This is a genomic window from Curtobacterium sp. AC273, assembly GCF_979253735.1.
On sequence record NZ_CEEDDU010000008.1, the window covers coordinates 183,837 to 203,500 of the forward strand.

Below are 19,664 nucleotides of genomic sequence, written 5' to 3' on the forward strand. Positions count from 1 at the left end.
ACCGCGTCGTGCGCGAGGCGGCTGCCCGGCACCCCGGCCTTCATCAAGGTCGTGGTCGACGACACGCTGCCGAAGAACAAGCCGAAGGCGATGAACCTCGCGCTGCAGTACGCGACCGGCGACGTCGTCGGGGTGTTCGACGCCGAGGACGAGGTCTACCCGCGGCTGCTGTCGCTGGTGGACTCGCGCTTCCAGGAGACCGGGGCCGACGTCGTGCAGGGCGGCGTGCAGCTGATGAACTTCAAGTCGAGCTGGTGGTCGCTCCGGAACGTCCTGGAGTACTACTTCTGGTTCCGCTCCCGCCTGCACTTCCACGCCGAGTCGAAGTTCATCCCGCTCGGCGGCAACACCGTCTTCGTGACGAAGGAGCGCCTCGACTGGTCGAACGGCTGGGACGCGCACTGCCTCGCGGAGGACTGCGAGCTCGGCGTCCGGCTGTCCGCGGACGGCGCCAAGGTCGTCGTCGCGTACAGCCCCGAGGCCGTCACCCGCGAGGAGACCCCGCCGACGTTCGCGTCCCTGCTCAAGCAGCGCACGCGGTGGAACCAGGGCTTCCTGCAGGTCCTCGAGAAGGGGGAGTGGAAGCAGCTCCCGTCGCTGAAGCAGCGCTTCTTCGCCCGGTACCTGCTGACGATGCCGTTCATCCAGGCGGCCACCGGCCTCCTCATCCCGCTCAGCGTCGTGATGATCCTGTTCGTGAAGGTGCCGACGGCGATCGCCCTGATCTCGTTCATCCCGCTCGCGCCGACGCTCATGCTGCTCGCGGTGGAGATCGCCGGGCTCGGGGAGTTCGGTCGGATCTACCAGGAGAAGGTCCGCGTCCGCGACTACGTGAAGCTCGTCCTCGGCCTGGTGCCGTACCAGGTGTTCCTCGCCGCGGCGGCCGTCCGTGCCGTCGTCCGGCGCGCCCGCAAGCAGAACGGCTGGGAGAAGACGGAGCACACCGGGCAGCACCGCACCGCGGCGCAGCAGCCCGAGGTCGTGGGATTCCCGTCCGCCGTGACCAACCCCGAGCCGGCACTGGCCGGCGCCGGCACCACCTCCAGTGCCCGTGAGACCACGACCGCCCGTGAGACGACCACCGCCGGAGGCCCCGATGACCGCCAGCATGACCGAACACGACCGGCATCCCGATCCGCGGTGCCCGCCCCGCCACCGGCGTCCGCGCCTGGTTCCAGGTGCACGCCAGGAGCCTGGCGTGGGTCCTGCCCGTCGTCGCGATCGCGGCGCTCGTGCAGGCCTGGAACATGGGCGGCACCCCGCAGCGCATCGACGACGAGGGCACGTACACCGCGCAGGCGTGGGCGATCACGCACCTCGGCGAGCTCACCCACTACACGTACTGGTACGACCACCCGCCGCTCGGCTGGATCCAGATCGCCGGCTACACCTCGCTGACCGGGGCGTTCGCGCGCTACCCCTTCGCCGTCGAGGCAGCCCGCGAGGCCATGGTGTTCTTCGCCGCCGTCTCGGCCGTCCTGGTGTTCGTGCTCGGTCGCCGCCTCGGGATGTCCCGTCCGGCCAGCGCCGTCGCCGTGCTGGTGTTCGGGCTGTCGCCGCTCGCGCTGCAGTACCACCGCACCGTCTACATCGACAACGTCGCGACGCCGTGGCTCCTCGCCGCGTTCGTCCTCGTGCTCAGCCGCCGGCAGCAGCTTCGCCGGCTTCGTCGGGGCCGCGGCGTGCCTGGGGATCGCCGTGCTCAGCAGGGGACGTACCTGCTGGCGCTGCCGTTCCTCATCTGGATGGCGGTCCGCCGAGCCGACCCGAGCACCCGTCGGTACACGCTGAGCGTCGCCGGGGCGGTCCTCGCCGTGATCGGTGGCGGGTACATCCTGCTCGCCGCGGTGAAGGGGCTCCTGCCGAGTGCCGGCAAGGTCAGCCTGCTCGAGGGCATCACCTACCAGCTCGGCAGCCGGCAGGCCGGCGGGTCGCTCTTCACCGGCGGCAGCCTGGCGAACGAGGCGGCGGCCCAGTGGTGGGCGCTCGACCCGGTCTTCATCGTGCTCGGCTCCGCCGCGGCCCTCGTGGGACTGTTCCTGCGCCGGGTCCGGCCGATCGCCGCGATGCTCGTCTTCCTGCTCCTGTTCATGTTCCGGCCGAACGGGTACCTGCCGGTGCCGTACGTCATCGTGCTCGTGCGGGGGGGGGGGGGGGGGGGGGGGGGGGGGGGGGGGGGGGGGGGGGGGGGGGGGGGGGGGGGGGGGGGGGGGGGGGCCCCCCCCCCCCTGGGCGCCCTCCTGGTGGCGTTCGTCGCCGAGCGGGCCGTGCTCGCCGTGACTGGCCGGACCGCGTTCCGTGCCCGGAACCGCGTCCGTGGGGCGTCGCGTCGGGTGCTCGGCGGGACGTGGGCGCTCGTCACCGCCGCTGCGCTCGTGGCCGCCGTGCCGCTGTGGGGCTCGCAGCTCCGCGGGTTCCTCGTGACCGACCTCGACCAGCCGATGGCCCAGGCACAGAACTGGATCGGCGACAACGTCGGCAAGCGCTCCCGGATGCTCGTCGACGACGCCATGTGGGTCGACCTCGTGAACGACGGCTTCGCCCGCGACAGCGTGGTCTGGTACTACAAGCTCGACACCGACGGAGCCGTCGAACGCCAGTCGCCGAACGGTTGGAAGGACTCCGACTACGTCGTGACGACCGACTCGATGCGGACCGGCGGGAACTCCTCGTCGGACGTCCGTCAGGCGATCGAGAACTCCACGGTCGTCGCGTCCTTCGGCACCGGCGACCAGCAGGTCGACGTCCGGCAGATCAACTCCGAGGGGCAGACGGCCGCGCGACAGGCCATCGACCGGGCGGCGGACCAGCGGAAGACGCTCGGCACGCAGCTCGCCGACAACCCGGCGCTCGAGGCGGACTCCGGCACGCGGTCGCAGTTCCGCGCCGGGCAGGTGGACTCTCGGGCGATGATCGCGCTCGGGCAGGTCCTCGCCGACCGTTCGGTCCGCGTCGACCGGTTCACGCCGCTCACCGGCGAGGACGGCCAGACGTTCCGCCGCCTCGTGGTGCACACGTCGAGCGCCGAGGCCGCGACGCGCACCGAGGCCACCCTCGACGCCGTGTCCAGCGCGCTCCGACCGGCTTCGGTCGAGCGTGACGGCACCACCCTGACGGTCGTCTTCCCGACGACCGACCCGACGACCGCGCTGGACTCGTGAGCCGCTCGACCACGGGCGAGCGTCTCGCAGCACGCCGCACCAGTACCGCACCGACCCGAAGGAGCAGCACCATGACCGCATCTGCACGCACCTCCACGCCACACCTCGCGACGTCGCACCGCCGCCGTCGGCGCCCTCGGCGCAGCGCTCGTCGCCGCCACCGTCGGCCTCGCCGCCCCGCAGTCCGCGAGTGCCGCGACCGACGACGGGTGGCTCCGCGTCGGGCACCTGTCCCCGGACACGAAGAGCGTCGACGTCGAGCTGTCGAGCCTGTCCGGCGGCAAGACGATCTTCGAGCTCGACGACGTCACGTACGGCCAGGTGAGCAAGTACACCGAGCTCGCCGCCGGCACCTACGTCCTGTCGATGCGCGCCTCCGGCGCCCCCGACTCGACGCCGGTGGTCTCCACCGACGTCACGGTGCAGGGCGGTGACGCGAGCACCGTCGTCGCGTACGGCAAGAACACGGACCTGAAGACCGCGGCGTACACCGACGACCTGCAGCAGCCGGGTGACGGCAAGTCGAAGCTCCGGCTCGTGCAGGCCGCGACCACCGCGGAAGAAGGTGGACGTGTCGACGTCGGACGGCACCGCGATCGCCTCGGACGCCGCGTTCGGCACCGCGACGAAGTACGCCACGGTCGGGTCCGGCAAGTGGGACCTCGACATCTCCGGCGGCGGGCAGCAGGGCAGCGCGCGAGGTCGACCTCGCCGGCAACACCGTCTCCACGCTCTTCGTGCTCGACGACAGCAAGGGCGACCTGACGATCGTCCCCGTCACCGACGCGGCCGCCACCGCGGCGACGCCCGACGGGTGGCGTCCAGACGGGAGGCGGCGGCACCGCCGCCGACCGCGCCGACACCGACTCGCTCCACGCGGCCATCCGGTCGATCCGCGCGCTCTTCTCCTGATCCGGACGTCCGTCCCCTGGTCCGGACTGGAGGCGCGGCTCACCGCAGCCGATCCGCTCACGTGATCCGCGCCTCCAGTCCGGAGCCCTCCCACCAGCAGAAAGCAGGCCAGAATGACCCGCAGGAACTGGATCCCCATCACCGCCGTGGCGGTGGCCGCGGTCCTGGTCGCCGGCGGCATCGCCGTCGCGGCCGTGCACCCGTGGTCGGCCTCCGCCCCGGACGCCGGTGGCGCGTCGACGCCCACGTCGACCACCGCGCCGGACGGCACGCGTTCCGCCGCGCAGCTGCGCGCCGACTTCCTCGACCGCTACGTCCGCGACGGCCGGGTCGTCCGCACCGACCAGGGCGGCGACACCGTCAGCGAGGGACAGGCCTACGGGCTCCTCATCGCGTACGCCGCCGGCGACCGGGAGCGCTTCGGCGAGATCTGGTCGTGGACGAAGCGGCACATGCTCACGGGCGACTCGCTGCTGGCGTGGCGCTGGACGACGGACGGCGGGGTCGCCGACGAGCAGCCCGCCAGCGACGCCGACCTCGGCGCGGCGCGGGCGCTGGTGCTGGCCGGGTCGGCCTGGGGCGACGACCGCTACACGACGGCCGGCAAGACGATCGCCGCGGCGGTCCTCGACCACGAGACCGCGACGACGGACCTCGGGCGGATCCTGCTGCCCGGGCCGTGGAGCGGGCTCCGAGCCGTACCGATACGACTCCTCGTACGCGTCGCCCGCCGCCTTCCGGGTGCTCGCGAAGGCCACCGGTGACGCGCGGTGGGCGGAGCTCGAGCGGGGCTCCAGCGCGGTGACCGCCGCGGTCCTCGACGAGACCGACCTGCCGAGCGACTGGTCGCAGGTGCACGCCGACGGCAGCGTCGATCCGATGCCCGCAACCGGCGGCGACGGCCGCGTGCTGTACGGCTACGACGCGATGCGGATGCCGCTCCGGTACGCCGAGGCGTGCAGCGCCCCGGACCGGTCCCTCGCGGCGTCGATCGCTCCGACCCTCCGTCGGACGACGCAGCTCGCGGCCCAGCTCGACCTCGGCGGGACCGCCGTCACCGGCGACCGCAGCGCGCTGGCCTACACGGCGCGTGCGGCAGCGGAGCACGCGGCCGGTTCGACCGGCGCGGCGACGAAGGACCTGGAGCGCGCGGACCGCACCACGGCGACGACCCCGACGTACTACGGCGACGCGTGGGCGGCGCTCGGCACGACGATGCTGACGTCGGACGTGCTCGGCGGCTGCGCGTCCGCGGCGGGAGGCTCGTCGTGACCGGCGGGCTCGGTCGCGGGCGGCGCCGGGCGGGCCCCGAGTCTCGGTCTGCGCGTCGGATCGCGGGCTCCGGGCCGCGAGGGACGTCGCTCAGGGCGAGACTCGGGCGGCGGTGGGTCGTGATCGCCGCGGGGGCGGCGGTGCTCGTCGCCGGGGGTGCGGTCAGCGCGGTCGCCGTCGCGGTAGGGAACGGGGACGGGGACGGGCGGGGCGTCTCGAGCGGTCCGAGCAGCTCGCGACCGTCGGACTCCGGGTCGACCGCGGCCGACCGCGACATCGCCGGGTTCCAGGACCCGGCGGCACCCGCGCCGGCCTCGGACGCGACGCCGACCCGCGTGACCATCCCCGCGATCGGGGTCTCCTCCTCGCTGGAGGACCTCCACCGCGGTGCCGCCGGTGAACTCGACCCGCCGAAGGGGTGGGACGACGCCGGCTGGTTCAGCGACGGCATCGTGCCGGGGCAGGTCGGCCCCGCCGTCATCGCCGGGCACGTCGACAGCCCCACCGCCGCAGCCGTGTTCTTCCGGCTCGACGAACTCGTCCCCGGCGACGAGATCCACGTCGCCATGTCCGACGGCACCACCCGAACCTTCACGGTGGACCGGTCGGAGCGGGCCGCGAAGTCGGCGTTCCCGACGAGCGACGTCTACGGCACCGCACCCACCCCGCAACTCCGGCTGATCACCTGCGACGGCACGTTCGACACCGCCACCGGGCACTACACGGACAATCTGATCGTGTTCGCAGAGCTCTCGGCGGAGTGACGCAGCCGACGACCGATATCTTCGATGTCAAGCGCAAGGAGCACCATGAGCACGACCCTGGTCATCATCCCGACCTACGACGAAGCGGAGAACGTCCGCCCCATCGTCGAGCGCACCCTCGCCGCCACCGACGACAGCGTCCACGTGCTCGTCGTGGACGACAACTCCCCGGACGGCACCGGCGACATCGCCGACCAGATCGCCCGTGAGACCGGCCGGGTCCACGTCATGCACCGCACCGTCAAGGACGGCCTCGGCGGCGCCTACCTCGCCGGGTTCGCCTGGGGCCTCGAGCAGGGCTACGACAAGCTCGTCGAGATGGACGCGGACGGCTCGCACCACCCGGAGTACCTGCCGTGGATGCTCGAGCTCGCCGACACGAACGACCTCGTCCTCGGGTCCCGCTGGATCAAGGGCGGCGAGGTGGAGGAACTGGCCCTGGTACCGCGAGATGCTCTCCCGCGGCGGCAACCTCTACACGCGCCTGGCCCTCGGCATCGCCGTGCGCGACGCCACCGGCGGCTTCCGCGTCTTCACGTCGCGCGCGTTCGAGCGCATCGACCTGGCCGGCGTCGCCTCGAAGGGGTACTGCTTCCAGGTGGACCTGTGCTGGCGCGCCCTCGAGGCCGGGCTGCGCGTCGTCGAGACCCCGATCACCTTCACCGAGCGAGAGTTCGGCGTCTCCAAGATGAGCGGGAACATCGTGCGCGAGAGCCTCGCCCTCGTGACGAAGTGGGGCCTCGACCGACGTCTGCGCGAAGCGCGCTCGGTCGTGAAGGACCACCGTCGGCTGCCGTCGGTGCGCGCGAACGCGCACGCGGTGTCCGACCACGCGGCCTGACCGGGCCGTCACCAGTCGGTCTGCGGGCCGTCGCCGGACTGGAGGCGCGTGGCGGACCCGCCCCGCGCCTCCAGTCCGTCTGCGGGACGACCACACCGCCAGAGCGACAGATCTCGTCTGCCGACGGCCGTCGCCCCCCGCGAAAGCGACAGATCGCCGCGGGAGTTCCGCGGCGATCTGTCGCTTTCGCGTGGGGCTGCCCGGCGGGCGGGCCCGCCAGCCAGCGGCTGGTCGGCCGGCGCCGGCTCAGCGCAGGACGACCACCCCGCGGCCGGTGAACCGGACGCAGTCGGTCGCGACGTCGGCCTCGCCGAAGCGGTAGAGCTCCTCGCCCGTGGCGCCCGGCACCGGCACCTCGGCGTCGTCGTCGAGGAAGTTCACCACGACGTGCACCGGGGTCGCATCCGGTCCGAGCAGGCCCCGGGTCAGCACGAGCCAGCGCCGGTCCTCGCTGAAGCGGACCGCGTTCGCCTCGTACCGCGGGTCGACGAACGCCTGGTCGGTGCGCCGGAGCGCGATGAGCACACGGTAGGCCCGGAGGATCGCCGCACCCCGCTCCGAGTCGACGTCTGCCCAGTCGAGCTTCGAGTTCGTGAACGTCGTCGGGTCCTGCGGGTCCGGCACCGCGGACTCGTCCCAGCCGTGCTCGGCGAACTCCGCGATGCGGCCCGTCGCCGTGGCCTCGCCCAGTTCCGGCTCCGGGTGCGAGGTGAAGAACTGCCACGGCGTCGTCGCGGCGAACTCCTCGCCCATGAACAGCATCGGCGTGAACGGTCCGAGCAACGTCAGCGCCGCGGCGATCACGAAGCCCCTCGTCGGTCAGGCTCGCCGCGAGCCGATCGCCCGCCGCACGGTTGCCGATCTGGTCGTGGTTCTGGTTCCCCACGACCAGGGCCGTCGCGGGGGAGGTCCCTCGGTCGATCGGTCGGCCGTGCCGCTGCTTCCGGAACGACGACCAGGTGCCGTCGTGGAAGAACCCGTGCTGCAGGACCTTCGCGAGTGCGGAGAGCGGGGCGAAGTCGCCGTAGTAGCCGTTCGTCTCGCCGGTCAGCGCGACGTGCACCGCGTGGTGGAAGTCGTCGGACCACTGCCCGGCCAGACCGTAGCCCGCGGCTTCCTGCGGACGGAACATGATCGGGTCGTTCAGGTCCGACTCCGCGATGAGCGACAGCGGCTTGCCGACGAACGCCGAGAACGCGTCGGTCTCGGACGCCATCGCCTGCAGCACGTGCGGGCGGGTGGTGTCGCGGATCGCGTGGACGGCGTCGAGCCGGAGCCCGTCGACGTGGTGGTCACGGAACCACATGCGCACGTTGTCGAGCACGTACCGACGGACCTCGGGGTGCTCGACGTTGACGGAGTCGCCCCACGTGTTGCCGAGCCCCTGCAGCAGGTACGGGCCGTACAGCGGCAGGTAGTTGCCGCTCGGTCCGAGGTGGTTGTACACGACGTCCTGGATGACGCCGAGCCCGAGCGCGTGCGCGCGGTCGACGAACCGGTCGTAGGCGTCCGGGCCGCCGTACGGGGCGTGCACGGCGAACCAGCCGACGCCGTCGTAGCCCCAGTTCCACTCGCCGTTCACGGCGTTCACCGGGAGCAGCTCGACGAACTCCACGCCGAGCTCGACCAGGTGGTCGAGCTTCGCGGCGGCGGCGTCCAGGGTGCCCTCGGGCGTGTAGGTGCCGATGTGCATCTCGTAGATGACGCCACCGCGCGCCGGACGGCCGGTCCAGGCCTCGTCGGTCCACGAGAACCGTGCCGGGTCGACGACCTCGGACGGGCCGTGCACGCCTTCGGGCTGGAACCGGCTGCGCGGGTCGGGCCGCGCGGCGTCGTCGTCGTCGATGCGGAACCCGTAGCGCGCACCGACGTGGGGGAGGACCGCGTCGGTCGTCCACCAGTCGTCGGCGCCGCGGGTCAGCGGGTACTCGGTGCCGTCGACGACGAGGCGCACCCGCTCGGGAGCGGGGGCCCAGACGCCGTAGCGGTCGGGAACGGTCATGCGTGCCCCTCCAGGATGTCGATCTCGGCTTGGGCGTCGGACTCGGGTGCGGACGACCCGGGGGCGTCCGACCCACGGGCGTCCGTTCTGGTCGTCGGACGGGAGACGTCGGCGGTCTCGGTGCCGTGGTCGGTCGGCTCGACGACGTGCGCCGGGACGAGCAGGGCCACCGGGTAGTCGGCGAGGACCTCGGACAGCGCGATGCCACGGGACGCGGGGAAGCGCCGACCGGTGAGCAGGTCGACCCGGTCGAGCGGCGCGGGGTGCACCAGGGTGTCGCCCCAGCCGCCGACGCGACGGAGCCCGATCGGCAGGCGCGTGGCGATGGTCACCGCGCCGCCGCGGTCGAACGCGAGCACGTGGTCCGCCGCGCTGCCCGTCGCCTCGAGCTCGAGGTAGCGCGTGAAGAGCTCCGGGTGGTCGCGGCGGACCCGCAGCGCACGGCTGGTGACGAGGAGCTTGGCGGCCCCGTCGATGCCGATGGCGGGGAGGTCCTCGGGGCCGTCGTCGTCCGGGCCGTCGAGCTCGGCGAGGACGTGCCGACGCTCGGTGTAGTCCACCGCACGCCGGTTGTCCGGGTCGACCAAGGGCGGTCCCAGGACTCGGTGCCCTGGTAGACGTCGGGGACGCCGGGCGCGGTGAGCTGCACGAGCTTCTGTGCGAGCCCGTTGGACCACCCGGCGGCGTCGATCCGCTCGTCGAGGGCGTCGAGCACGGCGACCACGGCGGGCTCGTCGAACGCGGCATCGACCAGCGCGTGCATGCGCCGCTCGAAGTCCTCGTCCGGCTCGGTCCACGTGGTGCTGTCCCCGGCCTCGCGCGATGCCTTCTCGGCGTAGGCGTGCAGGCGCTCCCGGCTGGCCGGGCGTGCGCCGACGATCGCCTGCCAGAGCAGGTCCGCGAACACCGCGTCCTCGAGCGGGACGAGGGACTGCAGGCGCTCGAGCGCCGACGACCACTCGTGCCCGATCTCGGCGAGGACGGCGATGCGGGCGCGGGTGTCCTCGCTCCGCTTCGTGTCGTGCGTCGTCAGGGTCGTCATGGTGTGCGGCCAGCTGCCGAGCCGGTCGCGCTGCGCCTGGTGGAAGTCGGCCAGCGAGACCGAGAACACGCTCGGGTCGCCGCCGACCTCGCTCAGGCTGGTGAGCCGCGAGGTCCGGTAGAACGCGGTGTCCTCGACGCCCTTCGCCATCACCATGCCGCTCGTCTGCTGCAACCGGATCGCGGCGGCGTCCGTCGGGTCGACGAGTGCCGGGGCGATCCGGTCGATGACGTCGTCGAGGTCGGGCCGGGCCTCGGCCGCGCGCTCGAGGGCGTCGATGAGGTGGTGCGCGCCCTCGGGCAGGTACGTCCGGTAGACGTCGAACGAGGCGACGATCTCGGCCACGGCGTCGACGACCCGATCGTGCGGCAGGTCGCCGGCGACGGGGCGCAGCAGCCGGGCGAGGCGCTCGACCTCGCTGCCGAGGATCCCGTCCGCGATGCCGCGCCGGGTGTCGTGCGTCAGCTGCTGCCAGTCGGACGGCTCAGCACCCGACGCGGCGGTGAGCGTCTCCTCGCCCGCGGGGTCGACGAACACGCGGTCGAGGACCCCGAGGGCGTCGTACCCGGTCGTGCCGTCCACCGGCCAGGAGCTCGGCAGCTGCTCGCCCGGCTCGAGGATCTTCTCGACCAGGGTGTAGGCACCACCCGTCAGGTCGGCGAGGTCCTGCAGGTACCCGGCCGGGTCGTACAGGCCGTCCGGGTGGTCGATCCGCAGGCCGTCGACGAGACCGTCGCGGAACCAGGCGCCGATCGTGGCGTGCGACGCCGCGAAGACCTCGGGCTCCTCGACACGGATGGCCGCGAGCGTGTTCACCGCGAAGAACCGGCGGTAGTTCAGCTCGTGGTCGGCGCGCTTCCAGTGCACGAACTCGTAGTGCTGGCGGGCGTGCACGGCCTCGACCGTGTCGCCGTCGTGCACGGTGCCGGGCGCGGTCGGGTAGGCGGTGTCGCCCAGGTACAGCCGGCCGTCCCGCAGCTCGACCGCGTCGAGCAGCCGGTCGTCGAGCACAGGGACGCGGAGCTTGCCGTCCCCGGCCTGCCAGTCGACGTCGAAGGCCCAGGCGACGGGGGAGCCCTGCCCGTGCTCGAGCAGGGACCACCACCACGGGTTCGCCGCGGGCGTGGCCACGCCGACGTGGTTCGGCACCACGTCGACGAGGACCCCGAGCCCGGCGCCGTGCGCGGCCTCGGCGAGGGCACGGAGCGCGTCGTCGCCGCCGCGCTCGGTGTCGACGTGCGTGTGGTCGACGACGTCGTAGCCGTGCTGCGAGCCGGGCTCGGCCTGCAGCACCGGCGACAGGTAGAGCCAGTCCGCCCCGAGATCACGCACGTAGTCGACGACGTCCTGCGCGGCCGTCAGGTCGAAGTCGGGCGTGACCTGGAGCCGGTAGGTGGAGGACGGGATGCGACGCGCGGTCACTGCTGCCCGCCCGCCGTGTCGGACGGCGCCGTCGACCCCGCCGGGTTCGCCGGGGTGACGGCGTCCTGCGGAGCCGGGGTGGCCGGCCGTGCCGGGTCGGTCTCCACCGGGGTGACGGTGACCTCGTGGTCGGGCTCGGCGCGGAGCACGATCATCGACCGCGCCGGCACGTCGAGCGGGGTGCCCGCCTCGAGGACCTCGTCGCGGGCGCCGGGGTCCGCGGTGTCGATCCGCACCGTCCACCCGGGGGAGTACTCCTCCGGGGGCAGGGTGAAGGTCACGACGTCGTCGTGCGCGTTGAAGTACGTGATGAACCCGACGTCGGTGACGCGCTCGCCGCGGGAGTCGCGCCCGCGGATGCCCTCGCCGTTCAGGTACATGCCGACGCTCTTGCCGAAGCCGGAGTCCCAGTCCTCGGGGTCCATGGCGTCGCCCGAGGGGGTCAGCCACACGACGTCGGGCAGTGGCTCGCCCTCGCCACGGCGGACCGGGCGCCCGTTGAAGTACCGGGTGCGGCGGAACGTCGGGTGGTCGTGCCGGAGCTTGACGACGTCGGCGGTGAACTGGATGAGTTCCTCGTCGGCGGTGTCCCAGTCGATCCAGCTCAGCTCGGAGTCCTGCGCGTAGACGTTGTTGTTGCCCGACTGCGACCGGCCGAGCTCGTCACCGTGCGCGATCATCGGCACGCCCTGGCTGAGCAGCAGCGTCGCCGGGAAGTTGCGGCGGCGCTGGAGTCGCAGCGCGTTCACGGCCTCGTCGTCGGTGGGCCCCTCGGCGCCGGAGTTCCACGAACGGTTGTGGCTCTCGCCGTCGTTGTTGTCCTCGCCGTTGGCCTCGTTGTGCTTCTCGTTGTAGGCGACGAGGTCGTACAGCGTGAAGCCGTCGTGCGCGGTGATGAAGTTGATGCTCGCCTTGGGCGTGCGGCCGTCGTGCTCGTACAGGTCGGCCGAACCGGAGATCCGCGACGCGAACTCGCCGAGCGTCGACGACTCGCCGCGCCAGAAGTCGCGCACCGTGTCGCGGTACTTGCCGTTCCACTCCGACCACTGGGGCGGGAAGTTGCCGACCTGGTAGCCGCCGGGGCCGACGTCCCACGGCTCGGCGATGAGCTTCACCTGCGACACGATCGGGTCCTGCTGCACGAGCTCGAAGAAGGCCGACAGCCGGTCGACCTCGTAGAACTCGCGGGCCAGCGCCGAGGCGAGGTCGAAGCGGAAGCCGTCGACGTGCATCTCGGTCACCCAGTAGCGGAGCGAGTCGAGGATGAGCTGCAAGCGAGTGCGGGTGTCCGACGTTGAGCGAGTTGCCGGTGCCCGTGTAGTCCATGTAGTACCGCGGGTCGTCGTCGACGAGGCGGTAGTACGCCGCGTTGTCGATGCCGCGGAACGACAGGGTGGGACCGAGGTGGTTGCCCTCTGCCGTGTGGTTGTAGACGACGTCGAGGACGACCTCGATGCCCGCGCGGTGGAGCTCGCGGACCATCGTCTTGAACTCCTGCACCTGCTGGCCCTGGTCGCCGGACGACGAGTAGTGCGAGTGCGGCGCGAAGAACCCGATGGTGTTGTAGCCCCAGTAGTTCGACAGCCCCTTGTCCTGCAGGGTCGAGTCGTTCACGAACTGGTGAACGGGCATGAGCTCGAGCGTCGTCACGCCGAGGCGCTTGAGGTGCTCGATGACGGCCGGGTGCGCGACGCCGGCGTACGTGCCGCGCTGCTCTTCCGGCACGTCTGGGTGCGTCTCGGTGAGGCCCTTGACGTGCGCCTCGTAGATCACCGTCTCGCCGTAGGGGGTCCGCGGTGCGCGGTCACCCTGCCAGTCGAAGAACGGGTTGATGACGACGCCCTTCATCATGTGCGAGGCGGAGTCCTCGTCGTTGGTCGAGTCGGGGTCGCCGAACGTGTACGAGAACAGCGACTGGTCCCAGTCGATGTCCCCGCTCGTCGCCTTCGCGTACGGGTCGAGCAGCAGCTTCGCGGGGTTCGCGCGGAGCCCCTTCGTCGGGTCGTAGTCCGCGTGGACGCGGAAGCCGTACTGCTGTCCGGGTCCGACGTTCGGGAGGTACGCGTGCCAGACGTAGGCATCCACCTCGAGCAGGGGGACGCAGGTCTCGTTGCCGTCGTCGTCGAAGAGACACAGTTCGACGCGCTCGGCGACCTCGCTGAAGAGCGCGAAGTTCGTGCCGCTTCCGTCGTAGGTCGCCCCGAGCGGGTACGGGTTGCCGGGCCAGGTGTGCAAACGTTCCTCCAGGTGTGGGTGGCGCCAACATATCGGCGAGGGCCGTCCGCGTCCGCAGACAAGCCCCAGCCGTGGACGGTTCCCGCGCGTCGCAGCCTGTGGAGGGACCGGCGAGTAGCCTCGCGCGCATGGCCAACATCGTGACGCAGATCGCAGACAAGGTGCGCCCCGTCGGCGTGTCCACCAACTACGGGGACCCGGTCGAGGTCGGCGACCAGACCCTCATCCCGGTGTCCATCGCCTGGTTCGGCTTCGGTGGTGGCGGGGACGGCGACGACAACGGCGGCGGCGGTGGCGGCGGGGCATCGATCCCCGTCGGCGCGTACGTCCGCCGCCCCGGCAAGGACCTCGAGTTCGAGCCGAACCTCATCTCGCTGCTCGCCGTGAGCATCCCGGTCATCTGGGTGACCGGCACCGTCCTGCGCAAGCTGGTCCGCGTCCTCAAGAAGTGACCCACTGACGGCCTGGAGGCGCGGTGCCAGCTGGCACCGCGCCTCCAGTCCGTCACACGGTCGCGTCCGCGTCTACACTGGCGGGACACACACGGGAGTCCGGAACCACCGGGCTGAGAGGGAGCGAAGGGCGCTCCGACCGTCGAACCTGATCCGGATCATGCCGGCGCAGGGAGGAGTCCAGGACCATGTCCGTACGCACGTCACCAGCAGTACCGTCCGCCCGGGTCACACGATCGCTCCGCTGGCGGGTGGTCGACATCGTCGTCGCCAGCGTCCTCGCGGTCGCGATCGGCGTCGTCTTCAAGGTGTGGGAGTTCGGCTACGAGCCGCTCAGCGCCGCGATGACGCTCGTCCTGCCCGGCACGCAGGCGTTCTTCGGCGGCGTCTGGCTGCTCGCCGGACCCGTCGTCGCGATCATCGTCCGGAAGCCCGGCGCGGCGCTCTACGCCGAGATGGTCGCCGCGTCGGTCGAGGCGCTCCTCGGCACCCAGTGGGGGTGGCTCACGCTCGAGGCCGGACTCGTCCAGGGCCTCGGCGCCGAACTCGTCCTCGCGCTGTTCCTGTACCGCGTGTACCGGCTGCCGGTCGTCGTCCTCGCCGGGGCCGCGGCCGGTCTCGCGATGGGTCTCAACGACACCGTGCTCTGGTACCCCGGGTACGACGCGGGCTTCAAGGCCGCGTACATCGTGGCTGGCGTCGTCGGCGGAGCGGTCATCGCCGGGCTCGGCTCGTGGCTCCTCGTCCGCGCGCTCGCCGCGACCGGTGTGCTGTCGTCGTTCGCCGCCGGCCGTGAACACTCCAGGCGCGGGACCCGCGCCGTCGCGTGACCACGGTGTCCGGGGCCGAGGGTCCCGCGCGCATCGCCTTCCACGACTGGGGTTGGCGGTACGCCGGACGTGACGCGTGGGCGGTCCGCGGCGTCGACCTGACCGTCGAACCGGGGGAACGCGTCGCGATCGTCGGACCCTCGGGAGCGGGCAAGTCCACGCTCCTCCGGGCCGTCGCCGCCGTGCTGCCCGACGAGCCGGACGACACCGACGACACCGCTGCCTCCGTGCAGGGCTCGGTCCTGGTCGACGGTGCCGACCCCCGCGCGGCCCGCGGGCGCGTCGGCCTCGTGATGCAGGACCCCGAGGCCCACACGGTGATGTCGCGGGTCGGCGACGACGTCGCGTTCGGGTGCGAGAACGCAGGGTCCCGCCGGAGGAGATATGGGAGCGGGTGCGGACTGCGCTCGACGTCGTGGGGCTCGACCTGGCGCTCGACCGGTCCACCACGAAGCTGTCCGGCGGGCAGCGGCAGCGGCTGGCACTCGCCGGCGTGCTGGCGATGCGGCCCGGGGCGCTCGTGCTCGACGAACCCTGCGCCAACCTCGATCCGTCGGGGGTGTCGCAGGTGCACGACGCCGTCCGTGCGCTGCTCGACGAGACCGGGTGCTCGTTGCTCGTGGTCGAGCACCGGATCGGCACGTGGCTCGACCTGGTGGACCGGCTCGTGCTGCTCGAGCCCGCCGGGGGAGTCGTCGCCGACGGTCCGCCCGCCGAGGTGCTCGCCCGGCACGGTGCGGCCCTGACGGCGGCCGGCGTGTGGTTGCCGGGGTCGGAGCCCGCGCGTGGTTCGGCACGGGGGCACGCCCGTCGCGGACGAGCGGGCGAAATGCCGGGGTCGCGCGAGAAGGGCACCACGGGACTTCGCCCGCTCGGCTCGGCGGGGTCGTCCGTGGGGGACGTGGGGCACGCCCGTCGCGGACGAGCGGGCGAAATGCCGGGGTCGGGCGACGGGGCGACCGTGGGGAGTTCGCCCGCTCGGCGGCGCGGGCGGCGGCGAGGACAGCGGCGCGGTGCTGCTCGCGGCGCAGGGGCTCGGGACGGCACGGGGGAAGCGGCAGCGCGTGGGGAGCGGGATCGACCTCGAGGTCCGGGCCGGCCGGGTGCTCGCCGTGACGGGGCCGAACGGCGTCGGCAAGTCGACGCTCGGCCTGACGCTCGCCGGGCTCCTCCGCCACGTCGACGGGTCACTGCACGCCACCCCGGCCCTCGCCGCGGGCATAGGGGACGTCCCCGCCGCGTGGACCAGCCGCCAGCTGGCCGCGCGCATCGGCACCGTGTTCCAGGACCCCGAGCACCAGTTCGTCGCCCGCACCGTCCGCGAGGAACTCGCCGTCGGCCCGACCGCCCTCGGCCACCCCGACGACGAGGTCGCCGCGCGGGTCGAGGAGCTGCTCGCGACGTTCGGGCTCGCGCACCTGGCGGACGCCAACCCCTTCACCCTGTCCGGCGGCGAGCAGCGTCGACTCGCGATCGGGACCGTCGTCGCCGCGGCGCCGCCGGTCGTCGTGCTCGACGAACCGACCTCCGGCCAGGACCGCGCCACCTGGCAGGCCGTGGTCGACCGGCTCGGGGCGCTCGCCGACGCCGGCACCGCGATCGTGGCCATCACGCACGACCAGGACCTCGTGCGGGCGCTCGACGCCGACGAGGTCGTCCTCAGCGAGACGGGTGCCGAGCCCGTGCTCCGAACGCCCGCCGAGCCGGGGGATGGAACGGTGACCGCCCCGGGGACGTCGGCCGACCTGCCCGGGCGATCCGCGCCTCCAGGCCCGACCGTCGGAACCGTCCCGACGACGCGTGGTGTGCAGCCCGTCGCGTCGCTCCTCGGCGTGATGGCGCTCGGGGTGTGCCTCGTGCTGAGCCTCGACGTGGTCTCGGCCTCCGCCGCCCTCGCGCTGGAGGCCCTGCTCCTGCCGCTCCTGCGGATCCCGCCGCGCACACTCCTACTGCGGACGTCGCCCGTGCTCGTGGCGGTGCCGCTGACGGCGGTGAGCATCGCGTTGTACGGGCGACCTTCCGGGCGGGAGTGGTTCGACTTCGGCTTCGCGCACGTCACCGACGGGTCGTTGGAACTCGCGCTGGCGACGGCGCTGCGTGTGCTCGCCGTGGGGATCCCGGCCGTCGCGCTGTTCGTCCGGGTGGACCCGACGGACCTGGCCGACGGGCTCGCGCAACTGCTGCGGCTGCCCGCCCGGTTCGTGCTCGGGGCGCTGGCGGCGCTCCGGATGGTGACCCTGCTCGGTGACGACTGGCGGCAGCTCGGCATGGCGCGCCGGGCCCGCGGAGTGGCCGACAGCGGGCGACTGCGGCGTGGGGCCTCGATGGCGTTCGCGCTGCTCGTGCTGGCGCTGCGGCGGGCGACGACGCTGGCGGTGGCGATGGAGTCGCGGGGGTTCGGGGCTCCCGGCAGGCGCACGTGGGCCCGGACCGCACGGTTCGCGGGGCCGGAGTGGGCGATGGTCGCGGTGCTCGTCGGCATCGGGCTGGTGTCGATCGGGGTCGCGGTGGTCGCAGGGACGTGGCGTGCCTGACCGGCTCGGGGCCGGGCGCGAGCCCTCGGACGCCGCCGAAGCCCTCGCCGCCGGGGCCCTCGCCGCCGGGGCCCTCGCCGCCGCCGCTGCCGGTGCTGCCGCTGCGCGCGGGGACCGGCGCCTCGTCGTGCTCGTCGACGGGCGCTCCGGCACGGGCAAGACCACCCTCGGGAACGCCGTCGCCGAGCGGCTCGGCGCGCAGATCGTGCACCTCGACGACGTCTACCCCGGCTGGGACGGCCTGCGCGCCGCCGCCGAGGCCGTGGTGACCGACGTGCTCAGGGCCCCGAGCGGGTACCGGCGCTGGGACTGGGAAGCCGGGGCCCGACCGACTGGGTCCCGCTCGACCCCGACGTCCCGATCGTGGTCGAGGGGTGCGGGGCGCTGTCGCGGGCCTCGGCGGCCTCCGCGTCGCTCCGGGTGTGGCTGGAGGCTGACGACGACACACGGTGGCAGCGGGCGATCGGCCGCGACGGTGAGGTGTTCGCACGGGAGTGGGAGCGCTGGGCCGCGCAGGAGTCGGCGTTCATCGCTGCCGAGGCGCCCTGCGGCCCTGGCCGACGTGGTGCTGCGGACGTAGGGCCGCGCGGCGCGGGCGCGCTGCGGGGCTCGCGCCCCGAGCCCCGCGCGCCCGAGTTTCGCGCCCGAGCGACACTTCTCGGGCTCTGGCACGCGTGAACTGTCGCTCAGGCCGAAACTCGGGCCGCCGCCGGGTCGCCCGCACCCGCCGCGCCGCCCGCACCCGCCGGGTCGCCCGCGCCCGCTGCGCCCGCGCCGCCCGCGCCGTCCGCCCCCGCCCGCCGCGCGTCCGCCGCCGGGTCCACCGCGAACACCGCCGCCACGATCGAGAGCACCGCGTACACCCCGAGGTACCCGCACAGGATCCACGGCGAACCCCCGCCGACCTCGACGAACACGGCCGCCAGCAACGGGGTGAGCCCGACAGAGAAGATCGACCCGATCTGGTACCCGAGCGACATCCCCGAGTACCGCCGGCCGGTCGGGAACTGCTCCGCGAACCACGCCGCCTGCGGCCCGTAGATGCTGTCGTGGAACACGCACATCCCGACGAGCGCCACGAGCGGCAGCAGCACGAGCGGGCCGGCGTCGAGGAACGCGAAGAACGGCCAGATGAGCACGGCGATCCCGACCGCCGACCAGATCGTCAGCACCCGCCGCCCGACCCGGTCGGACAGCCAACCCCAGAACGGCGTCGACACGAGCGAGACCGCCGAGATGACGAGGACGGCCTGCAGCCCGGCCGCCGACCCCTCCTCGCCGCGCTTCGCGAGCAGGTACGTCAGCGAGTACGTCGTCAGGATCGAGTACAGCGCCGGCTGCACGAGCCGCAGCCCCGCGGTCACGAGGATCGACCGGGGGTGCTGCCGGATCGCCTGCCACACGGGGAAGCGCTCGACCCCACCGGACGCGCGGAGCTCCTGGAACACCGGCGCGTCCTGCACGCCGAGCCGGATCACGAGCCCGACCGCCACGATCACGGCCGAGAACAGGAACGGCAGCCGCCAGCCCCACGCCAGGAACGCCTCGTTGCCGAGCAGCCCCCGCACCAGCGTGAACACCCCGGTCGCGAGCAGCATCCCACCCGCCGACCCCATCTGCGTGAACGCCCCGAAGAGCCCGCGGTGCCGTGCGGGAGCGTGCTCGACGGACAGCAGCGCCGACCCGCCCCACTCCGCGCCGGCCGCCACGCCCTGCAGCAGCCGCAGGAACACGAGCGCGACGACGGCGCCGACGCCGATGGTCGCCGCGGACGGGACCACCCCGATCAGCGTCGACGCGATCCCCATCAGCACGAGCGACGCGACGAGCAGCTTCTTCCGCCCGATCCGGTCGCCCAGGTGGCCGGCGATGACGCCGCCGAGCGGCCGTGCCACGAAGCCGACACCGTAGGTCGCGAACGACGCGATGACGCCGACGGCCGGCGTCACGGACGGGAAGAACGTGGGCGCGAACACCAGCGCCGACGCCGTCGCGTACAGGTAGAAGTCGTAGTACTCGACGGTCGTCCCGACGAAGGACGCCAGGGCGACACGACGACGGGTCGCGTTGGTGAACGGTGCGACGGGACGGCCTGGACGGCGCGGCTGCGAGTGGTCGGGATCGGCATGCCTCAGGAGCATGGTCGGCTCCGGCGTCTCGCGGAACACCCCGCGTAACGCGGTGTCACGTCGCTGCC

10 protein-coding genes, 6 pseudogenes and 1 riboswitch are annotated in these 19,664 nt (G+C 73.0%); of the genes and pseudogenes, 12 read left to right on the plus strand and 4 right to left on the minus strand.

The annotated features are described in order from the left end of the window. The first annotated feature begins 51 nt into the window (after positions 1–51). From ACZ8AI_RS13960 to ACZ8AI_RS13985, 6 genes and pseudogenes are all read left to right on the plus strand, one after another. Positions 52–1,398 carry a glycosyltransferase gene (locus ACZ8AI_RS13960; protein ID WP_464858707.1) on the plus strand — a complete coding sequence of 449 codons (1,347 nt, stop codon included), beginning with the start codon at positions 52–54 and terminating at the stop codon, positions 1,396–1,398. 1,844 nt (positions 1,399–3,242) lie between these two features. Further along, positions 3,243–3,926 (plus strand): DUF4397 domain-containing protein, encoded by a 684-nt coding sequence (locus ACZ8AI_RS13965; RefSeq protein ID WP_464858807.1) that lies wholly within the window; start codon positions 3,243–3,245, stop codon positions 3,924–3,926. A 260-nt stretch (positions 3,927–4,186) separates the two neighbouring features. Next, positions 4,187–4,837: a glycosyl hydrolase family 8 gene (locus ACZ8AI_RS13970; protein WP_464858708.1), complete on the plus strand. Its 651-nt coding sequence runs from the start codon at positions 4,187–4,189 to the stop codon at positions 4,835–4,837. Beyond that, complete coding sequence (locus ACZ8AI_RS13975) at positions 4,815–5,345, plus strand: hypothetical protein (RefSeq protein WP_464858709.1); 531 nt, start codon at positions 4,815–4,817, stop codon at positions 5,343–5,345. Before ACZ8AI_RS13970 ends, ACZ8AI_RS13975 begins: the two co-directional genes overlap by 23 nt. Before the next feature lie 119 nt (positions 5,346–5,464). Further along, positions 5,465–6,109, plus strand: coding sequence for a class F sortase (locus ACZ8AI_RS13980; RefSeq protein ID WP_464858710.1), 645 nt, complete (start codon positions 5,465–5,467; stop codon positions 6,107–6,109). A gap of 45 nt (positions 6,110–6,154) precedes the next feature. Then, positions 6,155–6,950 (plus strand): annotated as a pseudogene (locus ACZ8AI_RS13985) (polyprenol monophosphomannose synthase). Positions 6,951–7,196: 246 nt separating this feature from the next. On the opposite strand, the pseudogene treZ reads toward ACZ8AI_RS13985, so the two are convergent. The 3 pseudogenes from treZ to glgX all read right to left on the minus strand — a co-directional run bounded on the left by treZ (position 7,197) and on the right by glgX (position 13,651). Further along, positions 7,197–8,952 (minus strand): annotated as a pseudogene (gene treZ, locus ACZ8AI_RS13990) (malto-oligosyltrehalose trehalohydrolase). Beyond that, a pseudogene (treY, locus tag ACZ8AI_RS13995) lies at positions 8,949–11,416 on the minus strand (malto-oligosyltrehalose synthase). Before treY ends, treZ begins: the two co-directional pseudogenes overlap by 4 nt. Continuing rightward, positions 11,413–13,651 (minus strand): annotated as a pseudogene (gene glgX, locus ACZ8AI_RS14000) (glycogen debranching protein GlgX). The pseudogenes treY and glgX overlap by 4 nt, the downstream one beginning before the upstream one ends. Before the next feature lie 140 nt (positions 13,652–13,791). On the opposite strand from glgX, the gene ACZ8AI_RS14005 reads away from it, so the two are divergent. From ACZ8AI_RS14005 to ACZ8AI_RS14030, 6 genes and pseudogenes are all read left to right on the plus strand, one after another. Beyond that, positions 13,792–14,103 carry a hypothetical protein gene (locus ACZ8AI_RS14005; protein ID WP_464858711.1) on the plus strand — a complete coding sequence of 104 codons (312 nt, stop codon included), beginning with the start codon at positions 13,792–13,794 and terminating at the stop codon, positions 14,101–14,103. An 82-nt stretch (positions 14,104–14,185) separates the two neighbouring features. Beyond that, positions 14,186–14,295: riboswitch (TPP riboswitch) on the plus strand. Then, positions 14,292–14,933: an ECF transporter S component gene (locus ACZ8AI_RS14010; protein ID WP_464858712.1), complete on the plus strand. Its 642-nt coding sequence runs from the start codon at positions 14,292–14,294 to the stop codon at positions 14,931–14,933. Its footprint overlaps the riboswitch before it by 4 nt. Before the next feature lie 5 nt (positions 14,934–14,938). After that, positions 14,939–15,190: pseudogene (locus ACZ8AI_RS14015) on the plus strand (ATP-binding cassette domain-containing protein); the annotation flags it as partial. 137 nt (positions 15,191–15,327) lie between these two features. After that, positions 15,328–15,414, plus strand: a pseudogene (locus tag ACZ8AI_RS14020) (hypothetical protein); the annotation flags it as partial. Positions 15,415–15,718: 304 nt separating this feature from the next. Further along, positions 15,719–17,467: an ATP-binding cassette domain-containing protein gene (locus ACZ8AI_RS14025; RefSeq protein ID WP_464858713.1), complete on the plus strand. Its 1,749-nt coding sequence runs from the start codon at positions 15,719–15,721 to the stop codon at positions 17,465–17,467. Further along, the gene (locus ACZ8AI_RS14030; protein ID WP_464858714.1) at positions 17,460–18,047 is read left to right on the plus strand and encodes a nucleoside/nucleotide kinase family protein; all 588 of its coding nucleotides are present in this window, start codon (positions 17,460–17,462) and stop codon (positions 18,045–18,047) included. The genes ACZ8AI_RS14025 and ACZ8AI_RS14030 overlap by 8 nt, the downstream gene beginning before the upstream one ends. Before the next feature lie 106 nt (positions 18,048–18,153). Here ACZ8AI_RS14030 and ACZ8AI_RS14035 read toward each other — a convergent pair whose 3' ends face one another. Beyond that, complete coding sequence (locus tag ACZ8AI_RS14035; RefSeq protein ID WP_464858715.1) at positions 18,154–19,608, minus strand: MFS transporter; 1,455 nt, start codon at positions 19,606–19,608, stop codon at positions 18,154–18,156. Positions 19,609–19,664 lie beyond the last annotated feature (56 nt).